This window comes from Flavobacterium gossypii, from assembly GCF_014138495.1.
GTDB lineage: Bacteria > Bacteroidota > Bacteroidia > Flavobacteriales > Flavobacteriaceae > Flavobacterium > Flavobacterium endophyticum.
The window spans coordinates 253,585-272,837 of record NZ_JACJIS010000003.1; the positions used below are offsets into that span (position 1 = coordinate 253,585).

Annotated in this window: 14 protein-coding genes and 2 pseudogenes; 2 read left to right on the forward strand and 14 right to left on the reverse strand. The window is 33.7% G+C overall.

Features of this window, described 5'->3' with window-relative positions:
* Window positions 1-195: 195 nt before the first annotated feature.
* From GGR22_RS14225 to GGR22_RS14270, 10 genes and pseudogenes are all read right to left on the reverse strand, one after another.
* On the reverse strand, window positions 196-1,002 hold the full coding sequence (locus GGR22_RS14225) for a S1 family peptidase (RefSeq protein WP_182494192.1): 807 nt from the start codon (window positions 1,000-1,002) through the stop codon (window positions 196-198).
* A gap of 391 nt (window positions 1,003-1,393) precedes the next feature.
* Entirely contained in the window at window positions 1,394-1,780 is a 387-nt protein-coding gene (locus tag GGR22_RS14230) for a hypothetical protein (protein WP_182494193.1), read from the reverse strand.
* Window positions 1,781-1,957: 177 nt separating this feature from the next.
* Window positions 1,958-2,503, reverse strand: coding sequence for a hypothetical protein (locus GGR22_RS14235; protein ID WP_182494194.1), 546 nt, complete (start codon window positions 2,501-2,503; stop codon window positions 1,958-1,960).
* A 74-nt stretch (window positions 2,504-2,577) separates the two neighbouring features.
* On the reverse strand, window positions 2,578-3,465 hold the full coding sequence (locus tag GGR22_RS14240) for a DUF5677 domain-containing protein (protein ID WP_182494195.1): 888 nt from the start codon (window positions 3,463-3,465) through the stop codon (window positions 2,578-2,580).
* Between the two features lie 313 nt (window positions 3,466-3,778).
* Entirely contained in the window at window positions 3,779-4,768 is a 990-nt protein-coding gene (locus GGR22_RS14245; RefSeq protein WP_182494196.1) for a DUF4365 domain-containing protein, read from the reverse strand.
* A 144-nt stretch (window positions 4,769-4,912) separates the two neighbouring features.
* A complete protein-coding gene (locus GGR22_RS14250) occupies window positions 4,913-5,524 on the reverse strand; it encodes an AbiU2 domain-containing protein (RefSeq protein ID WP_182494197.1) in 612 nt (203 codons plus the stop codon).
* A gap of 164 nt (window positions 5,525-5,688) precedes the next feature.
* Window positions 5,689-6,954, reverse strand: a complete 1,266-nt coding sequence (locus tag GGR22_RS14255) for a hypothetical protein (RefSeq protein WP_182494198.1) — start codon at window positions 6,952-6,954, stop codon at window positions 5,689-5,691.
* Between the two features lie 124 nt (window positions 6,955-7,078).
* Window positions 7,079-7,864 carry a hypothetical protein gene (locus GGR22_RS14260; protein ID WP_182494199.1) on the reverse strand — a complete coding sequence of 262 codons (786 nt, stop codon included), beginning with the start codon at window positions 7,862-7,864 and terminating at the stop codon, window positions 7,079-7,081.
* A 418-nt stretch (window positions 7,865-8,282) separates the two neighbouring features.
* Window positions 8,283-8,675, reverse strand: coding sequence for a hypothetical protein (locus tag GGR22_RS14265; protein WP_182494200.1), 393 nt, complete (start codon window positions 8,673-8,675; stop codon window positions 8,283-8,285).
* Window positions 8,676-9,887: 1,212 nt separating this feature from the next.
* Window positions 9,888-10,424, reverse strand: a pseudogene (locus GGR22_RS14270) (JAB domain-containing protein); the annotation flags it as partial.
* Between the two features lie 127 nt (window positions 10,425-10,551).
* On the opposite strand from GGR22_RS14270, the gene GGR22_RS14275 reads away from it, so the two are divergent.
* On the forward strand, window positions 10,552-11,127 hold the full coding sequence (locus GGR22_RS14275; RefSeq protein ID WP_121376849.1) for a DUF1287 domain-containing protein: 576 nt from the start codon (window positions 10,552-10,554) through the stop codon (window positions 11,125-11,127).
* Between the two features lie 33 nt (window positions 11,128-11,160).
* On the opposite strand, the gene GGR22_RS14280 is transcribed toward GGR22_RS14275, so the two are convergent.
* Both GGR22_RS14280 and GGR22_RS14285 read right to left on the reverse strand, forming a co-directional pair.
* Window positions 11,161-12,519, reverse strand: coding sequence for a UDP-N-acetylmuramate--L-alanine ligase (locus GGR22_RS14280; protein ID WP_121376850.1), 1,359 nt, complete (start codon window positions 12,517-12,519; stop codon window positions 11,161-11,163).
* A 64-nt stretch (window positions 12,520-12,583) separates the two neighbouring features.
* A complete protein-coding gene (locus GGR22_RS14285) occupies window positions 12,584-13,444 on the reverse strand; it encodes a tetratricopeptide repeat protein (RefSeq protein ID WP_317169794.1) in 861 nt (286 codons plus the stop codon).
* A gap of 112 nt (window positions 13,445-13,556) precedes the next feature.
* On the opposite strand from GGR22_RS14285, the pseudogene GGR22_RS17200 reads away from it, so the two are divergent.
* Window positions 13,557-13,799 (forward strand): annotated as a pseudogene (locus GGR22_RS17200) (alpha-2-macroglobulin family protein); the annotation flags it as partial.
* Between the two features lie 1,098 nt (window positions 13,800-14,897).
* Here GGR22_RS17200 and GGR22_RS14295 read toward each other — a convergent pair.
* Both GGR22_RS14295 and GGR22_RS14300 read right to left on the reverse strand, forming a co-directional pair.
* Window positions 14,898-17,045, reverse strand: a complete 2,148-nt coding sequence (locus GGR22_RS14295; RefSeq protein ID WP_182494203.1) for a S46 family peptidase — start codon at window positions 17,043-17,045, stop codon at window positions 14,898-14,900.
* 210 nt (window positions 17,046-17,255) lie between these two features.
* The gene (locus GGR22_RS14300) at window positions 17,256-19,244 is read right to left on the reverse strand and encodes an LTA synthase family protein (protein WP_182494204.1); all 1,989 of its coding nucleotides are present in this window, start codon (window positions 19,242-19,244) and stop codon (window positions 17,256-17,258) included.
* Window positions 19,245-19,253 lie beyond the last annotated feature (9 nt).

A 19,253-nucleotide genomic window follows, 5' to 3' on the forward strand; every position in this document is an offset into this window, starting at 1 on the left:
TTTGGATTATTCTTGTATATGATTTACGGTTTCCTCAATAAACTAAAGGTAAATAACATATTTTATTTGTGAAAACTTTTGCCTCTAAGTAAATTCGCGATTCAAGTGTGCCGAATATAAACATTCTTCGTGAAACAACAACTTCCAGCAACTCTAAACAAACTCAATTCGCTTACGGGCGTTTTATTAAGCGGCTTATATGTATTTTTCAAAATCTAAAATTCTCTCAGCTCGAATGACCGTTCCAAGATTCAAAGGAATGTCCGTCATTGAAATTTGTTTTTTCTTAGCTGGAATTTTTACAACTTTGATTTTACCTTCTGATGTATAATATCGAGCCGAATAAAGTATTCCTAAAAGAACAATTCTATAGGAAACAAAATAGTGGTTATCGGCACCATCTAAATATTGTCCTACATTGTAAATCAAAACTGGAGAACCACTAGAGCCCAAGAAGCAAGCAATATCAATTAAAAATTCTTTTTCACCACAGTAATCCAGTCTTGGATTAGTTGCTGTAATCCCTTTACGAATAAGTGGTTTATTGTTGCTTTCATCCCAAATTCCATGAGGATACCCTATCATTGTAACTTCTTCGATAGCACATAAATTTTCAAGACCTTCTTTTGTTGGAATATGACTTCGATCGAACGCTCCAAAATAAAAGTTCTCAGGAATTTGATGCAAAATGGATTTTATTGGTAGAATTGCCAAATCGACTTCGTGATTGGGATGAGGAATCCAAAGTGATTCAAAGTTATCTAAAACTATTGTTAGATGTTCAGTATCGATAGGTTTTCCAGTGTTATCAATTTTTGTAAAGATCAATTGTTCAGTTGAAGAATTTTCAATCACGTGCCAATTTGTTACGATTATCAATTTATCGGTATTACCTAAATCAGCGTCATTGAAATCGAAGAAAAAACCAGTTCCAGTTCCACCTTCTTCATGGAAAGTTTCGATTATTATAGTTGAATATGTAGTGAGTTCTGAAATTGACATTCTTTCTATTTAGTTTTTCAAACTTACCAAAATTTGAAGTATTTTTTTTTCGATAAATGGCTTATAACGTTTTGCCTGTAACTATCAGTCGCGGATCGAAGCGAACTGAGTTTCTCCTGCTGAAGATAATGTATCTTCGTAAAAGCAAAACGTTCTACAACCGAAATTTCCGCAATTGCGGTTGCAGGCTGTTATAGCTAGTTTCTTTGCTATTTACATTTAGTACATTCGCACATTTGCCGGACTACCGGTTTCTCATTCCGAATTATAACTGTTGAGTCTGAAGAATGCCCCGCCTTATTCATTTTCCAAAATTGCGTTAATTTGATCGTTTACAGTTACTTTATAAACAGGTAGTTGTACACATGATGTATTTAATATTTATTAGTTTTCATTCATCTTTTTTCGCAAGCTCTATTCTATAATATTCTCCTTCTGTTCCAAGCAAAACATTAAAAGATTTATCATCGTTATGATATTCAAATGTTGCAGGAATATTGTCTAAATCAATAGTTTCTTCATCATTTTCCTCAAAAATCGAATTAAGAATCCCTAAGAAATCTTTTATAATTGCGGACGGAACAAATAAGACTGTACTTTTCCATCTTTCTCTTGTATTTTCCCAATGCTCACATTTTCTAAAATAATGATGATTGGAATCTTGCCGGTTTCTTAACATAATCCCATCCCCATCCTTTTGGTCAAAATCTAAATCAAATAGTTTTCTATTAATTCCTGCTCTTTCAGATATTCCGTCCACTAATTTATTATATTCCATGTTGCTTTGGTTCTTGAAGTTAGTTATAATGTTTTTCAAAATTGGCTATAAGCTTCCGTGACTTGGTAGTTTTGGCGGTTTTCGGAACGATTTATTTCTGTTAAAGATATGAGTTTTTCGGAAACGGTAAGAATAAAACCAGCCATTTCGCCAAACCCCTGTTGCCAACAACTTAAATCAACTCATAAATTTACCATGAACTCTTTCTTTGAATCCTATAAAATAAGCCATGAGTTTTACATAGTCAACATCATCTATATCTTTCACAATTCTAATTTCATTTCTTAGAAATTCTGTAAGTTCTGGAATTGATACTGAGTTTTCTTTGTCATATGTATAGTGCAAATAAGCCGGAATGTGTGCCCCAAAAGATTTTTCAGAAACCTGCCTGTAAATATCCATAGAAATATAACCAAATAACATGTTCTCTAAAATCATTCCTTGATTTCTCGTTAATCTTGCACCTTGTCTTGCTAAGTTTATTTGCTCAATATAATGATTAAATTGATTTATGACACCAGACTTTGAGTTTTGACTTTCTGTTTTATCTTTAATATCTCTCAATTCAATTTTTACCAATTCAATTTTATCGTCAATATCATTCTTTCTAGAGAGCGCAACATACTTTTCTTTGTCATCTTTTGCGAAATGAATGTCTAGTAAAATCATTTGTAATTCACTCTCGGTTTTGATTAAAAGTTCTAATAACTCTAATTCAGTCATAATATCTTTGGTTGAATAATTAATTATAAGCTCTCTTTATGTAATGGTCTTTAAGTTACTCGTAAGCTTTAAAATTAAAGCTCGTCAAACTTTACCGTAAAATCGTTATGCCATTTTTCGTATATCCCACATTTTTCAGGAATTCGTTTTATTATAAAGTTGGAATATGCTATTATTAAACATGTTAATATTTCAGATACAATATGCTTGGCTTCGTAGCTTTCGCGCATTGATTTCATAATTATCTCACCCTTTTTTTCTACTAAATTACTTTTTACAATATTTGAAATATGAATGTCCTCAGAGTACCCCCTATAAAAAGCCTCATACAAAGAATGGTGATTTAAGTATTTAGCCAAGTTTTCAATATTATGTGGACCATCATATAATGAATACCAATTAGGATTTTTAATTCTGATTAATGTTCTTTGATATTCCTGTTCCGTTTCTAAAAATGCAGGTAATTGTAATTTATTTTCAAAGCTTTCTTTTTTTTTTTCGATGGTTGGAAGCTCAAAGAAAGGAACATTTTTAAAGATTTTGTCTTTTTTAAGTTGTGCCTTAAATTCTTTTCCGACTTGCGTATTATCCTCAAGCTTGGAGAAAAATTTAATTTCCTTATGAATTGTCGTAACTATGTAGGCTAATGCTCTTTTTTTAAAATCATTTTCTAAAAGATACTCTAAGTAAAGGATATTTTCTAACAGTACTCTAAATAATACTTTGGTATTATCTATTGAGGATTTTTTTACTAGTATGGAAATTCCATCGACTATTTCTAAAATATTTTTAAAAAAAATTTGACTTATAGCATTTTCTCTATGTGAATTATTTTTTTCAATCTCCCAATTTAGAATATGCGTACCAAAATTCACAGCTTCATCGATTAGCAATGATAAATCATCTAACTCTTTAGTTTCTGAATTTCTTAAAAGGATATTTTTTATTTCTTGAATTTCCATTAATGTTTGTTGAGCTTGGCTAATGTGTTGTGGCTTGGCGCAGTAGCGGAGCCAGCAAACCAATTATTTTCTGTTAAAGATAGAGTTTTTTGTGAAATTGACTAAACAACTAATTATTGAGCTAAGCGGCTGTTATAGATAAGCTTGTGATTAGTATTTTTCAAATTCGTCGGTAGGAATTTCGGTAGTTCTTGAGTAATTGTCTTTTGGAAAATATTTTACCATGTGGTAGAATAAAGATAAATAAATTCCCTTTTGAGTAATTTCTGCCTTAAACGAGCTATTGCACTAAACTGCTATTCCAGCAGTATAATTACGAAATGAATTCTAAAAACTTCACTGAAATTTCTTCATTTACCTCTTCCGATATATTGTGCTTTTCACAAAATGCATTAAAATTGTCGAATAAGACAAATACGAAATCTTTAGCTTTTTTTGTATCATATTCAAGATATCTTTTTGTCGTAGTATTTTTTTCAGGATGCAACTCGTATTGAATATTTGAAATAAATATAAGTTTAAGAAACTGACCAGAGTCTGACATATTTAAAAAATATAGCCAGCCTTCAACTTTATTTATGATTTCATGTAACCATTCAACAACTTCTTTAATTTGATATAGTTCCCTGAAATCGTTATCATAGCCATGAATTGATATTTCTACATTATCTTTATAATTCATTATTAGTTCGGGGTTTGTTTGTATTCTTTCAAATACCGAAACTATATCTGAAAAGTTTTTCTTTTCAACGCTGTCCTTATCAACAATTAAAATCAGCCTCTTAAACTTTAACAACATTTTATTCTCTTCCCAAAAATGCTCTAATTGAGAGACATAATCTGTGACTGGACTTACATGTTTTTCAAGTTCAGATTTGCTTTTTTTTAATAATTTTTGATTTGAGGAAACATTAATTTTCCAATTTTCTCCAGCTCGAATAGTTTTGTCAGGTTCACAAGCAGTCCAAAAAACTTCTTTTTTTACATTATCTACAAGAATTATTATAACTGGGATATCATGATTTAAATAGTAATTTAAATGCTTCATTTCACCCCTGTAAACCCAGCCAAGATCATTTTTCTCCTTGAAATATGATTCCCCAGTTTTAATCTGCAAAGCGATTGACTTTCCAGTCACATGGCCAGCTTCAGAAATTATGTCAATATAAGCATCAATACCGAAATCCGTTTCTTGATGATTTTTCCTAAACACCCAATTTAACTCGTTCTCAACGATTGTTTTTACAATGGTAATTCCATCTTCTCCTTTTTTAGATGCGTTGTCGTATTTTGGTAAGTCCATAATATTGCTAGTAACGTTTAGTCTGTAACCGACAGTTGCGGATCAAAGCGGATTGATTTCTCTCTGCTAATATAAAACTTTCTTGGTTTAAAAAATTATTTCAATCATCAATAAACCAGCGATTTATTAAATATACTGTTTGTGTCAGTGCCTTGGTATTTCTTGATTAATAATTTGTTTTTTTCGTTCTCCACCTAATCGAAGGAAATTAATTAAACGCATCGCTCCCTCTTGGCTTCTGCAACCAAACAACGTTTCAGGTAAGTTTAATTCCCGATTAACTTCATTTAAAATATCTTCAATTTGATTGCAGATAAATATTAAATCATCTAATTCAATAACTTCTAAAGTTTTTTGTGAAGTCATTGTTTCTAAATCAAAATGTGCAAATGCTTTGTTTCTAACTTTTCTAAAAGGCTTTAATTTTTCAAGAATTATTTCTTGTTTAGATTTTATAGTATTTAGACAATTTAGATTTAATTTTTCAATTACATCAATGAGTTTTGGAACTGTCAAGTTTTCATTTGAACCTGTAAATTTATTATCCATTAAAGCACAAACTCTAATTGTAATGAAGTTCCAATATAACCAATATAAGTCTGAAAAAAATCTTGAATTGACATCAGCAATAATATTTTGTATTTCAGGATTATCATTATACAACATTTCATATTCAGTAACATAATGAAAAAGTTCTGTAAGTTTATCTCGTATTTTATTAATTACTAATGTTAATTCTTCTGCTGGCTCTTTCATTGGATTTTCGTTCTTTGGTATTGCACACAACGTTCTGACACTTTGCGCAGTTGCGAGGTTCGGAACCTATTATTTCCTGTTAAAGGTAAAAATTATTGCGAAATGCAAAATGTGAACTTACCATAAAATTCGCAATTGCACGAAACCGCTGTTAGGCATTGTAATTATTGAATTTTGTTAATAAAGAAATCTGCTAATTTCGAACAAAATTCGAGTTCTATTTTGCCGTTTAAAGTTTTAAAATAGCTAATTCCATCTAAAGTTGCATTTTCTAAATATTCAATATGTAATTTGAGATTTATAAGTGGTAATATAAAATTATCTGTTTCCGACTGCTTATTTAGTTCAATAACGAATTTAAATTTTTCCAAAATTTGTTTCGTTGTGTAATCAAGTTTTTCCTGACCATTAAATGTAAAATATAAAAATGAGTTTAATAGCTGATTATCATATAAGTCTATAGATGAGTAATTTATAAATACCGCGAAATTTGATTCATAATCTGAAAATTTATGGTATGCTTCCAATTCTGAATAATCTTTTGTTGAAGGGAAAGCTATACCTCCATATTTATTTTCAAGTAATGCAGTAGTTAACATTTGAGGCAGAACATATTCAGACATAAATGGATGTTTACTTTCTACTGGAAATGTTAATACCTGAGACAATATAGATTTCTGTAAATCATTCTTTAATGACTTTCTGTTTGGAGTTAAATCAGAATTGTAGTAATCTAATTTACTGCCTACTTCCGCAATACTGGGAAGACTCTTTACTATTGTATTAAATAAAGTATTTTTAATTGTATAGTAATTTTTCGAGTAGAAATCTTTATATAAAGGTAAAAAAGCTGAAATCGCTAGCTTATTGGTTGGATTACAAAGTTCTTTTTCAATTCCAATCATTGATTTAGCGAGATATAGCATAGGTTGTCCAGATATACTAAATCTTTGATTTCCGATCAATTCTCTTTTGTCAAAAGGTACATGAAAGAAATTGTTTATGTCATTTTTATCAAAAGAACCATCATCAATTCTTGCTCTGTAGAATAATGTTGAATATGAAAAGCCGCCTTCAGTATCTTTCAATAAATCATTTTTAACCAAAAAATCCCATATTTTGTTTGTGGCGACCTTGATGTTTTCAGAAATATAACTTTTATAAATATTTATCAATTCATCAAACGTGTCTTCAATGATGTCAATAGAATTTTTAGTTTCATTTAGAAAACAATCTGTCCATTTTACATACTCAGCATTTGTATTTTTATAGTCACAATTACATTTTGAAACACTTTGTAAATTATTGACTTCATAAAGAAATAATTGTTTGTATTTAAGCAGTTTGTCTTCAAATCTGCGAATTCCAAAACATTTCTCTTTTAATTTATTTTGATATTTATTATCTATGAAGCAAGCAATGCATTTCATTTTATGAGTTTGTTGGAGATTATTATGCATAACGTTCAGCAGCTTTACGCAGTAATGGCAACTTTATGAGTAGTTGTAAATATATGCAATTTTCCGGTTTTGAGTAAGAGCGGTTCTGCAGTTCTTATTTACAATCATCAAAATCAAATGCTTTTTTGTGTGCAAGATAAATGTTTCGCAAAGCAAGATCAAAAAGTATTTCTGCCATATGAGGTGGAATATCAGCTCCAATTTCATTTTTTACTTGTTTAACTGATTCATTGAGCATTTCATTGCGCAAGCCATCTTTTAATTGTTGCATTGAACTATTAAAGGCTTCTTCGAAAATTCTCTTAGAATCTTTATAATAAAAGTTTGATCCTGTTTTTTCCATTTCGAGATAACTTTCAACAATGTTTCCCCGATTAATTAATTCTTCAAATAGTTTTCCAAATTTTATATAAACTTCCTCGGGATTAACTTCTATGCTCGCGGATATGTAGCCCGAATATGGCGATTTTTTATATGGATTAACTCCTTTGTATAAAAATCTACCGAAACATGTTCCCAACGTAATGAAAAGTTTATCACAAGTATTTATATTGATTTCTCGAAATAAATCGGCGAGTTCTTCCCATTTTATTAGACTTCCATCTGTCAAAATTAATCCACCCAATTTTTCATCGCCATGCATTTCAAGATGTATTAAAATTCCTTCTTCAAGTTCTTTTGCTTTTGGAACATAAGAAGAAATAGTTTCAATTAAATCTTGTTTGGTTGGAGCTTTATAAAAAGCATGTGTAAAATCACGCTCGTATAAATCTATGTGTCTTCTTATTATATCATCGTAAAGAGCCTCACCTGTGAAATTAGCACCATCGCGATTTGTGAGACTTTCGATTACGATTATATGTTTGATGTTTCCTATCATTTTTATAGAATTTTAACCAACTTACTGATATGTATGAGAAAATCATACATATACATTACATCTTAAACTAGTTGGATAGTATGACAAATTCATCTAATTAATAATACCAAAAACAAAAAAGGTTTACACAATTTTAATTAAAAAGAAGTTATGAATTATTTTCAAGAATTGTTTAATCTTCAGTATCATAATTGTATTGAACTCATTACAGAGGTAAAGTTGGTGAGAAACGAATCAATATTAACGTTTTATCAACAACTTTTATAAAATTATTATCTTCTTGTTTAATTCACATAACATGACTCTGACAATTAAGGGGGTTGAATTGCGCTTTTGGCTTCTTATTCCGATGGATTTCAAATTGGATAATCGTTACATAAACTTATTTGCAAATTGGTACCTATGCTAACAATATTCATTAATATATTCGGATCACTTCTCTATTCTCTTCTTTTCCCCATTGCACCTGCCACGTTCTACCGTCTATTTGGTCGAGCAGAATGAAATTGTATATGTTTGTTGTTGGATAAAGAAAGAATCTACCATTCTTTTCTTCATCTTTATTTACTAGAGACATGTCTGATAGTATATTCTCAAACCTATATTTACTTTCTGTATCCCATTGAACTTGCCACATTTGTCCATTTCTTGTGTTCAATTTGATGAATGTATACATATTTCGCGTAGAAAAAAGTCTATACACGACAGTACTGTCTGTAGAAATGTTTTGAGTAGGGGCTTCAGATGTACTTTGAGCAAAAGCTGTAATTGATGTCAAACCAATAACTAGAAAAAATACTGTTCTTTTCATATCGTCAATTTATATCTTTTAAAATCGTCAATATTCCATTTAGTTTCCTTCGTTGGGATTTTTTTCAGAGCCACTGACACATAACTTTTGTATATATGATAAAATCATACATCTTCAGATAATTTGTATAAAATGATATATTAGTTAACATCAAAAGTAGCAAAAAAGAATAAAGACTTTCCAATAAACTTCTTATATATACCAAATACTTATATAAGAATTATGATTAAATAGAAAACCATACACTATTTCTTAATTCCAAATAAGATTTAAAAATTTGTTTAATCAGCAACTTATATAAAACAATCATCTACTGGAATCAAATTATCGTATTTAAATTTAATTCATATTTATCGAGTGATTAGCAAATTCTCATCTTCTTATTTAATTCACAACAAACACTAAGATAATTATCATACACTTCGAAAATTTATCATCCTCTTCAAAACTTTCTAACTTTCTTTGATTATTGACACTAATAACACGAATGGACAAATGGAAATATAATTCAAGTTTGTATGTCTTATAATTTCCTATAATATTAGAAAATTTCTCAAATTAGTTGAAAGATTCTCAAACTCTAAGACAATTAACAATTTCATCAAAAAACAAATAGCAATCTTCCATCGATACTTTTTATTGCTCAAAAAAAAAATTAAAACGAGGGGTTGAATTGCACATTAACAGGCTTTATTTTACTACCGAATGATATATTTACAAATTATCTTTCAAAGTAAATAGTTACCATTCATTATATTTTATTGAGGTAAGTTTCTCATATTATGAATGCAAATTAACAAGCTGTCTCATTACAAGTGATCTTTTCTCATAATAAGTGAATTATTCTCATCAGGAAAAAAATTTGACAATAATCTCAACGACTTATAAATCGGACAGCAAATTAACAAACTATCTCATTACGAGTGATCTTTTCTCATAATAAGTGAAATATTCTCATCAGCAAAAAAATTTGATATATACAGCTTAATTTTGTACATTAAAACTTTTCTCAACAACTCCTATAAAATTCTCACTTACTTGTAGCGAATTCTCATCTTCTTATTTAATTCACACAAATGCTTATATTTTTCACTTTTGAAGTCGTATAGTGTGGACTGCGAAATGTCTTATTTATGTCAAGCTAAGCATACTAAAATTCATAAATTTCAACATATTAAGAGCTTCTCTTTACATAACAAAAGACTTTACATAATGCGCCAAGATTATTGCCGTAGCATTCTGTTCAATGGCCACTTTAAAGACAAGACGGACATCAACGACCGTCCCTGTTATTCCTCCTTTACTTAACTGGTATTTGTGAAGTATTCCATTGGAATTATTCAAATAGATAATCCAAAATTCTTCGTGTGGAAGCTCGCCTATTATGGGCTGCATTATTTCAAAAACAACCTTGCTAGAAGTTATTTTGATATTCTTGCCCATATCTTCAGAACGACGACAGCGTCCCAATTCCATTGCGGCAATTATGGTAATCGCCTTTGCTTCCCCAATTCCGTTAAAAGTTATCAATTGTTCTCTAGAAAGCTTTCCTAAAGCATTTAGGTTTTCAACGCTTGCTAATATGCGTTTGCTTAAGGCGACGGCACTTTCAGTAAAATTTCCAGAACCAATCAAGATGGCGATAAGTTCTGCATTGCTCAAGGCTTCTTTGCCTTTGTCTTTTAGTTTTTCACGAGGCTTGTCATCATCAGCCCAATTCTTGATAGAAGGAGGTCTATTGCTTTGCATGGCGTTTAAATTAAAATAGAAGTATAAGATACAAATATAGCAGAAGATCAAATATCTTCCGCAATAATTCTCATCCAACACAAAATATTTCTCCTCTTTAACGTTATAGCTATAAACAACTTAGTTCATGAAGTATTTTTATCCACTGGCACTCCTACTATTCTGTTCCATTACTGTTGAAAAGACTTTTTCCGAAAGACTTTCCGATGCAGCAATTACGCTGACAAAAGATAAAGTTACCTACGACTCAAGCTATTTTTCTATAAAATATCCTAACGGAGATGTTCCAAAAGACAAAGGCGTATGTACTGATGTCGTCATACGAGCCTACAGAAAATTAGGAATCGACCTGCAGAAAGAAGTACATGAAGACATGAAGCAGAACTTCTCAAAATATCCCAAAAACTGGGGATTAAAAAACACAGATACCAATATCGACCACCGCAGGGTTCCAAACCTTCAAGTCTTTTTTACTCGTTTTGGCAAAAGCCTAAAAGTGACAGATGCAGCTGCCGATTACAAAACAGGCGATCTGGTGACGTGGATGATTGGCGAAAGAATGCCTCATATCGGAATCGTGACAAACAGAAAAACATCCGATGGAAAACGCAACCTCATTGTCCATAATGTAGGAGCTGGACAAGTTTTAGAAGACTGTCTTTTCAAGTATAAGATAACCGGGCATTATCAATTCAAAAAATAAGCGAGCCAAATCTGACCCGCCTAATCTATTCTTTTACAGTAACGTTTTTACTTCATCAAAATTCAAGCCTCCATAATTTCCAGAACTCATCAACAATAAGGCAATAGCCTCAGTATCAAATTTCAGATGGAAAAGATACTCCTTAAAAGCGGCTGGGTTGGTATAAATTATCAAGTCCTCACGATTAAACGATTTTGCAATCTGTTCATACGTTACCTCTTCAAGCTGCTTGATTTTTACAGCATCAGGCGAATAAAAAACTACCGCAACATCAGCCGAATCAAGAGCCCCTTCATATTCTTTCAAGAACTCAGCATTAAGGCTGCTGTAAGTATGCAATTCTAGGCAAGCAATTAATTTTCTATCAGGATATTGCTCCTTAACCGCTTTGGTCGTCGCGGCCACTTTGCTTGGAGAATGCGCAAAATCTTTATAAGCCACATTCTTCTTGCTCTCCCCAATTTTTTCCAGACGCTTTGAAGCGCCTTTAAAACTCGAAATCGCTTCATAAAAATCAGCCTCATCAACGCCCATATTTTGGCAGATCCATTTAGCCCCGGCCAGATTGTTCAAATTGTGCGCGCCAAAAACCTCGATGGGCATAGCGCCCTCTGGAGTCTCGAGCAAAGTAGTTCCGTTCTCTACGGTATATTTAGGCGTAGAATACGGAATCTTTCGAATAGGATTTGTCGCAGCTTCGGCAACTCTTTTCACTTCAGCATCATCCTCATTATAAACCAAGATGCCTCCGTTCGTTATTTTTTGGATAAAAATCTCAAACTGTTCCACATAATTTTCATACGTCGGAAAAACATTGATATGATCCCAAGCAATTCCCGAAATCAAGGCAATATTCGGCTGATAAAGATGAAACTTCGGACGTCTGTCCATTGGCGAAGACAAATACTCGTCACCTTCTAAAACAATAAAATCATTTTCCTCTGTCAGATGCACCATCGTATCAAACCCCTCCAATTGAGCCCCAACCATATAATCCACTTTAATGCCATGATAATGCATCACATGAAGAATCATTGACGTAATGGTAGTCTTTCCGTGCGATCCGCCTATCACTACTCTCGTCTTGTTCTTTGACTGCTCATACAGAAATTCTGGATACGAATAAATCTTCAAGCCCAATTCCTGCGCTTTCAACAATTCCGGATTATCCGCTTTAGCATGCATCCCGAGAATTACAGATTCGATATCCGATGTTATTTTCTCCGGAAACCAGCCCAATTCTTCTGGCAGTAGCCCTCTTTTTTCCAAACGCGTTTTTGACGGCTCAAAAATAGCATCATCGCTTCCAGTTACTTGGTAGCCTTTTTCATGCAGCGCTATGGCAAGATTGTGCATGGCACTTCCGCCAATTGCTATAAAATGTGTTCTCATTTAAATGTCTGATACGGAACCAGATTAGAATCGTATAGAATGCAATCCTAGAATGGTTCCTAAATTATGTTTTGCTCTTTTCAGTATATTCGTCCAGAACCGCTTTCGCTTTTTCCGGCTGTTTCATCTTATTCTTATACAAATCAGCCAACTTTTTATAAGTCGTTTTTGATCCGCCAGTCTCCACTGCTTTTTTATAATACTTCTCCGCTTCTTTATACCGTTTAAAATATTCCGCGATATGCCCTTTAGAAAGATAACCGTCTACAGTAGAAAGCACCATCAATTCATCCGCATACTTCTGCGCTTTTCTTTCGCTTCCGCCAATAATTCCAGGCAACTGCAGATACAATTCGACCAAAGCCCAACGCGCCTCTATGTGCTTTGGATTTAACTCGATTGCCTTCTTAAAAGCATCTTCCACATCATCAATCATCCCCAAAGCCTTGAACTTGCTGCTCTCTTTAGCCTTCATCGCCAAAGCGCCGCCATATTTATAATGATAATTAGCCTCCGAAGGCTTAAGCTCTACTAACTTCTCATAGTAACCAAAAGCCCCATCCCACTTTTTAGCATGCCCATCAATATCCCCTAAATACTCAATAACACCAAGATCCTTAGGCTTCTTTTGATAAATAGCCAAAAAGATTTCCTTCGCCTTTTCGTACTCCCCCCTCTTAAAAAACTGCTCCCCTTTCGCATATTCTGATTGCGAAAAGACGACCATTGGAAATAAGAGTAAAATTAAAAAAAAGCGTTTCAATAGATTTTGTTTTAGCGTTTCAAAAATAGGAAAATGATTTGGAATAGCAGGCTGGATTTTATCCATTTGGGACAATAAATAAAAGCAGTATATTGTTGACAAATTTATGTCTGCTTTTTTATTTCTGGCCTTTACAACCTTTTTATAAAAATAATGCTCCATAGTATAAAACGTCTTTTATGAAAAAATTATACAATTACTGATCCTATTTTTCTCCCTTTCAATAACAGCCCAAAATTTAGATAAACATTGGAGCAAGGTTTATGAAGCTTTTGAACCTGTAGATGTGCTTTCGCAATACAAATGGCAAGACGGCTTAGGATATTATATGAGTACAAAAGATGCAGCGACACACTTTTTCTTTGACAATATTAGCAAAGGGAAGTACATTCTCGAATACGATGTTCGAGTAAACAATCAAGGTGAATTCTCAAATGGGATTACGACAATCCAAAGCATGTATGCGCCAGAATTTTCAAGTCACAGTAAAGGAATCCGCGTAAAAGTAAAAGAATAAACTACAATCACAATTGTAAAAACAAAAAATGCCTAGTCTTATCCTAGGCATTTTTATACGTTAAGTATAGCATAAAATAGTTTTTAAAAACATCAAATTCCAGAGACATACTCTCAGAAAACTTTATTAGAGAATTGACTCGACAGGTAGCAATGTAAAGTTTCAGGACCCGAAACGGTCAAAATACATAAATTCGAATTACTGCCTATATTTTACTTTAGCAACTTTTTCTATTTCTCTGGATCTTGACTCTTCTATATTTCTATTAATTCTTATGGCCAGGTAAGCCATGATCAACAGGGCAAAAAAGAAGAACAAAACGTTAATAGCGGAGGCCGTAAATCGCAATTCCTTTTTGTAAGCATACCTTTGGGGGTGATTGGTAGTTTTATACATAATGTCAAGCGTTAAGTTTCCTCAAACTTAAATATCCTTGTTTTAAAAACATTTACATAATTTCAATTTTTAATTATTTTTTTTTAAGTAACTAGGAGAAGATATATGCGGTGGTTTTCAGCGCACATTCGTAAGAGAATTTTGCAGAAAAAATATTTTTCAATAAAAAAGGAGGCATTTCGCTTCCTTTTCCTAGCTACTTTTTTTAAAATATAAATTATTGAAAACCAAATACAGTCAATTACAACACTATATTTCATCTTCCGAAATTCATTTGCTGCCATAGGAAGCTGCTTCTCCGTCTTTCGAAGCCTTTTTGCCACCTACGGAAACTTTTATAACCTTTTGGAAAGCTAATTTGCCGCTTTCCGAAATTCATTTTACGTCTTCCGAAACTTCTTTTCCAGCTACGGAAGCTTATTTTCCGCCGTAGGAAACTGCTTTTCCAACTGTGGAAATTCGTTTGCCACCATAGGAAACTCCTTTGCCGCTTTCCAAAATCCTTTTTCCACCTACGGAAGCCTATTTTCCACTTTAGGAAGCCAATTTTCCCGCTTCCGAAATTAATTTGTCGCCTACGGAAGCTCTTTTGCCGCTTACGGAAGTCCCGTCATCCCTCAAGTTCAATACATCATAAAAAAAAGCCGTTTCAAAATTGAAACGGCTTTTTAAACTATTTGAACTAATAACTAATCTAAAAAATTATTTTGCGATTGTCATTTCGTCAACAATATGTTTCGCTCCCGCATATTTATCGATGATGAACAATACATAACGAATATCCACATTGATGGTTCTTTGCAATTTAGAATCAAAGATTACGTCTCCAGCCATAGCCTCGATGTTTCCGTCAAAAGCAACACCGATAAGCTCTCCTTTTCCATTCAATACAGGAGAACCTGAGTTACCTCCCGTAATATCATTATCTGTCAAGAAGTTAACAGGCATGTACCCGTTTTTGTCAGCATACTGTCCGAAATCTTTTTTCTCGTTCAATTCGATCAATCTTTTTGGCAAGTCAAACTCTTGATCGTTTGGCTTGTACTTTTTGATTGTTCCTTGAAGCGTAGTATAGTTGTTGATTTTTGCATCATTTCTCTTGTCAGCAGGCAAAGCACGAACTTTTCCATACGTTAGACGCAAAGTCGAATTCGCATCTGGATATTGGATTTTGTTCAATTTAGATTCACGCAATCCTTCTACAAGTAGACGGAATGATTTTTGGAAATCATTCTCCAATTTCGCAAGATCCTCAGGCTTGTTTCTGTAAGTAGCCAAAATGCTAGAAGAAAGCAAGTACAATTTGTCGGTTTTCAACACTTCAAGATTTGGATTTTTCAAAAATGCCTCTGCTTTTTCTTTCGTAGCAAAAACACTTTCAGCCAAAGCCTCATCTACAAATTTTGTAAAATCGTTTTTGTTCACTTTTGCCAATTCTTCAACATAAGGAGCCAATTTATAACCCGCTTTTGAAGCATATAAGTTTAATTCAGCAATCAATACGTCTCTTTCCACAGGAAGGTAGAATCCTTCGTAGATACCATCAACCATTGCTTGGATTCTTGGAAGCATTTCCGCTTTTTTAGCATCGTTTTCTTTAGCATAAGCAGCAGCAGCATTTCCTATGCTTGACGGACCTGCAGCCAAGCTGCTGTTTCTCAAGATAGAAGTCAAGTAGTTATCATGTCTTGACTTTTCGTTTGTTGCAGCATAATATTTATTGATGGTAGCAACAACATCGCCATACTTTTGTTTGTTTTCAGGCTTGTTTGCCCATTTGTTAAATTCAGCCTCTTCTTTTTGCTTAGTAGCCGCAGTTTTGAATTTAGTCAACGCATCAATCATTCCTTGACGGTTTTTCCAGTAGTTTGCTACAGAAGCATATTTAGATGCATAGTCCAAACGAACTTGGTCGCTTTTATCCATGTGGAATTTCATAGCGTCCATTCCTGTTTTAGAACCTTCAACCCAAGCAGGGTATGCAAATTTCACGTTTTGCTCGATTCCTCCAGCTGGCATCCAACGGTTGGTTCTTCCAGGATATCCTAAGATCATCGCAAAATCATTTTCTTGAACACCTTTCAAGCTGATTGGCAAGTGGTGTTTTGGTTTCAACGGAACGTTGTCTACAGAATATTCAGCAGGATTTCCGTCTTTATCAGCATATACTCTGAACATAGAGAAATCTCCCGTATGACGAGGCCATTCCCAGTTGTCTGTATCGCCACCGAATTTACCGATGCTTTCTGGCGGAGTTCCCACTAAACGAACATCTTTATAATCTTGGTAAACGAAATAGTAGTATTCATTTCCTTGGAAAAACGAACGAACAGAAACTGTATATTTTCCACCTTCGTCATTTTCTTTTTGGATTTTTGCAATTTCTTGGTTGATCGCTTTCTCACGCTCCGCCTCGTTCATGTTATCCGTAACTTTAGAAAGGATTCGTTTAGAAACATCGTCCATTCTTACAAAGAAACGCACATAAAGAGAGCTTGGCTTGATTTCAGACTTTTTGTCTTTTGCCCAAAAACCATCTCTCAAATAATTTTCTTTTGGAGTAGAAACTTCTGCAATCGCATCGTAACCACAGTGGTGGTTTGTCAAAACCAAACCTTGGTTAGAAATAATTTCAGCCGTACAGCCACCATTAAATTGGACGATAGCGTCTTTGATACTTGAATGGTTGATGCTGTAGATTTCTTCTGATGTCAGCTGCAATCCCATTTTTTGCATGTCACGGTGATTCAAACGCTCGATGAACATCAAAAACCACATTCCTTCGTCAGCCTTTACCGTTGTCGGAACAAGCAGTATCGCCGTAATTAAGGATAAAATAATTTTTTTCATTGAATAGTATTTAAAGTTTAATAGATATATGCTAGTAGTCTTTAAAAATGCATTTTTGTTACATTTTTGACCGCGAACATATATATTTTCGCGATGCGAATATACTTCATTTTACAATTTTAGGCCCATAATCAAGGAGAAAACTAAATCGTTATCGCAATTTTTAACTTTTACTTTAGACTTATCCCTAAAGAAATTTGCTTCCTGATCTTACTTATACAGATCCGCAAACTCCTTGGTTCTCTTGGTGGCTTTTTCAGGCAGGAAATTCCTTTCGCCCAAGTGGAAATAGTATTGTTGGATGAACGCCTTAAAATACTTGATGTCTTTTTCGTCTTCCGCTGTCTTCTTTTTAATAAGATTATTTTTCCAGAGCGGATCTTTTCTATAATCTGCCTTGACCAGTACGTCCTTTTCATTAAACTGATAATAATGCGAATCTGTCGTACAGTTAAAAGCACTATTTGAAAAATTGATAGCAAAATGATCCTTTTGAGCTTCGGTATCAAAATGATTCTTTCCAAAAGCAAAATAAGGCTTATGGTAATCTAGCATTCCTAAAAGTGTTGGCATGATGTCAATATGCTGCATGATTTTGTCATCTGTTCCCTTAAAGTTTTTGCCCGGATGATAAAACAAAATCGGAATCGAGTAATCATACGGCGGTTTCAAAAACTTTGGCGAATCTGCTCCCGATGCATGATCGGCCGTAATGATAAACAACGTATTCTTAAACCATGGCTCATTCCTGATACTTTCAAAAAAGGTCTTGAGTGCATAATCCGAATACTTTATGGCACGATGTATCGGAAGCGTTCCTTCGGAGAATTTATTTTCAAATCCTTTTGGAATGCTAAACGGATGGTGAGATGACAAAGTAAAAACAGTCGTAAAAAAAGGCTTCGGCATTTGGTTGACCTTTTCATGCACGAAAGGCCAGAATTTATGATCCCAGATTCCCCATTTGCCATCAAAATCATCATCGCCTCTTTCCTCTTCATATTCTTCTCTCGATTGGAATTCTTTAATATCAAGATTTTTTCCAAACGAAACAAAGCCCATCGATTCCTTTACAGCGCCATGCATGAAAGCTGTATGATAGCCCATTTCGTTCATACAAGCCGGAAGCGCATAATAATCTGCAACCGAGTTCGGCAATGACAAAAACGGTTCCTTAAATGTCGGGATGGAAGCCCAAATAGCAGGTAGGGCATCCATAGAACGGTAGCCGTTCTGGTAGGCATTCGTAAAAAGATAGCCTTCATTAAAAAGCGAATCCAAAAAAGGAGTATTCGTCGGCTGCTTCGGCTTGAACTGGTCCGAAAGACTCTTGATGTGCGCCTTACCAAAACTTTCCAAAATTATTATAAAGACATTTGTTTTCTTGTCGATGGAAAACATATTTGAAGAAGAAGGCTTGTGTGTGGTCGGCAAATAAGCCGCGGCAGTTCGTTTATCAAAATATTCAAGCTTCGGGACTTTCTTAGATTTGCCTATAGTACGGAAAAGGCAAAAAGGATTGCTTAATATCAAAGAAGTATGAGAAGCATTATCCGTATAAAGAAAGGCGTCGCTCATGGAAATCGGAAACGAAGCTTTAGAAAGACTTGCTCCCCTGACAAAAAACACAGTCAAGAAAACCATTACGCCTAGATAAGCCGAATTGACAAGATAGTAATCGCGATTATTCGTAAGAACCGATTTTCCGTTTCCGATAAGCTTATAGCCCACGCTGAGCAATCCGAGGATAATGAAATAGAAAATAAAGCCATACCAATAATCGGCTATGAAATCGATTATAAGAAGCGAAAAACTATCTTCTTTTACCAGAAACAAGTCGCCTAAAACCAGTCTAGATTGTTTGTATGGATAGTAAAATACGTCTGCAAAATTGACTAGCAGTCCAAGACTGTTCAAGCCCATATAAACCCAAAAAAGCTTCTTTTGGTAATTTGCTTTTTCCCTAAATCGAAATGGCACTAGCGATAAAAAGATAAACGGAAGGTTCAGATACAATATCGAAACCGTATCAAACATCAGGCTTCCCCTGAGCAGCGAAATGATATCTTTTCCACGGATCGGATCGATCAGGTCATCATTAAAATAATAAAAGAGTAATCTTCCGAGCATAAAAGCGACATACACGACCAAAAGCCGCAATGCCATGACAGTAAAATCATTTTTCCAGTTGATTTTCATAAAATCTAA

Excerpts from the sequence above, each read along its gene's own strand:
- GGR22_RS14235 (WP_182494194.1), bottom strand. The coding sequence starts at position 2,503 with ATGACTGAATTAGAGTTATTAGAACTTTTAATCAAAACCGAGAGTGAA.
- GGR22_RS14300 (WP_182494204.1), bottom strand. The coding sequence starts at position 19,244 with ATGAAAATCAACTGGAAAAATGATTTTACTGTCATGGCATTGCGGCTT.
- GGR22_RS14280 (WP_121376850.1), bottom strand. The coding sequence starts at position 12,519 with ATGAGAACACATTTTATAGCAATTGGCGGAAGTGCCATGCACAATCTT.
- GGR22_RS14250 (WP_182494197.1), bottom strand. The coding sequence starts at position 5,524 with ATGAAAGAGCCAGCAGAAGAATTAACATTAGTAATTAATAAAATACGA.
- GGR22_RS14295 (WP_182494203.1), bottom strand. The coding sequence starts at position 17,045 with ATGAAAAAAATTATTTTATCCTTAATTACGGCGATACTGCTTGTTCCG.
- GGR22_RS14285 (WP_317169794.1), bottom strand. The coding sequence starts at position 13,444 with ATGGAGCATTATTTTTATAAAAAGGTTGTAAAGGCCAGAAATAAAAAA.
- GGR22_RS14265 (WP_182494200.1), bottom strand. The coding sequence starts at position 8,675 with ATGAAAAGAACAGTATTTTTTCTAGTTATTGGTTTGACATCAATTACA.
- GGR22_RS14275 (WP_121376849.1), top strand. The coding sequence starts at position 10,552 with ATGAAGTATTTTTATCCACTGGCACTCCTACTATTCTGTTCCATTACT.
- GGR22_RS14240 (WP_182494195.1), bottom strand. The coding sequence starts at position 3,465 with ATGGAAATTCAAGAAATAAAAAATATCCTTTTAAGAAATTCAGAAACT.
- GGR22_RS14255 (WP_182494198.1), bottom strand. The coding sequence starts at position 6,954 with ATGAAATGCATTGCTTGCTTCATAGATAATAAATATCAAAATAAATTA.
- GGR22_RS14230 (WP_182494193.1), bottom strand. The coding sequence starts at position 1,780 with ATGGAATATAATAAATTAGTGGACGGAATATCTGAAAGAGCAGGAATT.
- GGR22_RS14260 (WP_182494199.1), bottom strand. The coding sequence starts at position 7,864 with ATGATAGGAAACATCAAACATATAATCGTAATCGAAAGTCTCACAAAT.
- GGR22_RS14225 (WP_182494192.1), bottom strand. The coding sequence starts at position 1,002 with ATGTCAATTTCAGAACTCACTACATATTCAACTATAATAATCGAAACT.
- GGR22_RS14245 (WP_182494196.1), bottom strand. The coding sequence starts at position 4,768 with ATGGACTTACCAAAATACGACAACGCATCTAAAAAAGGAGAAGATGGA.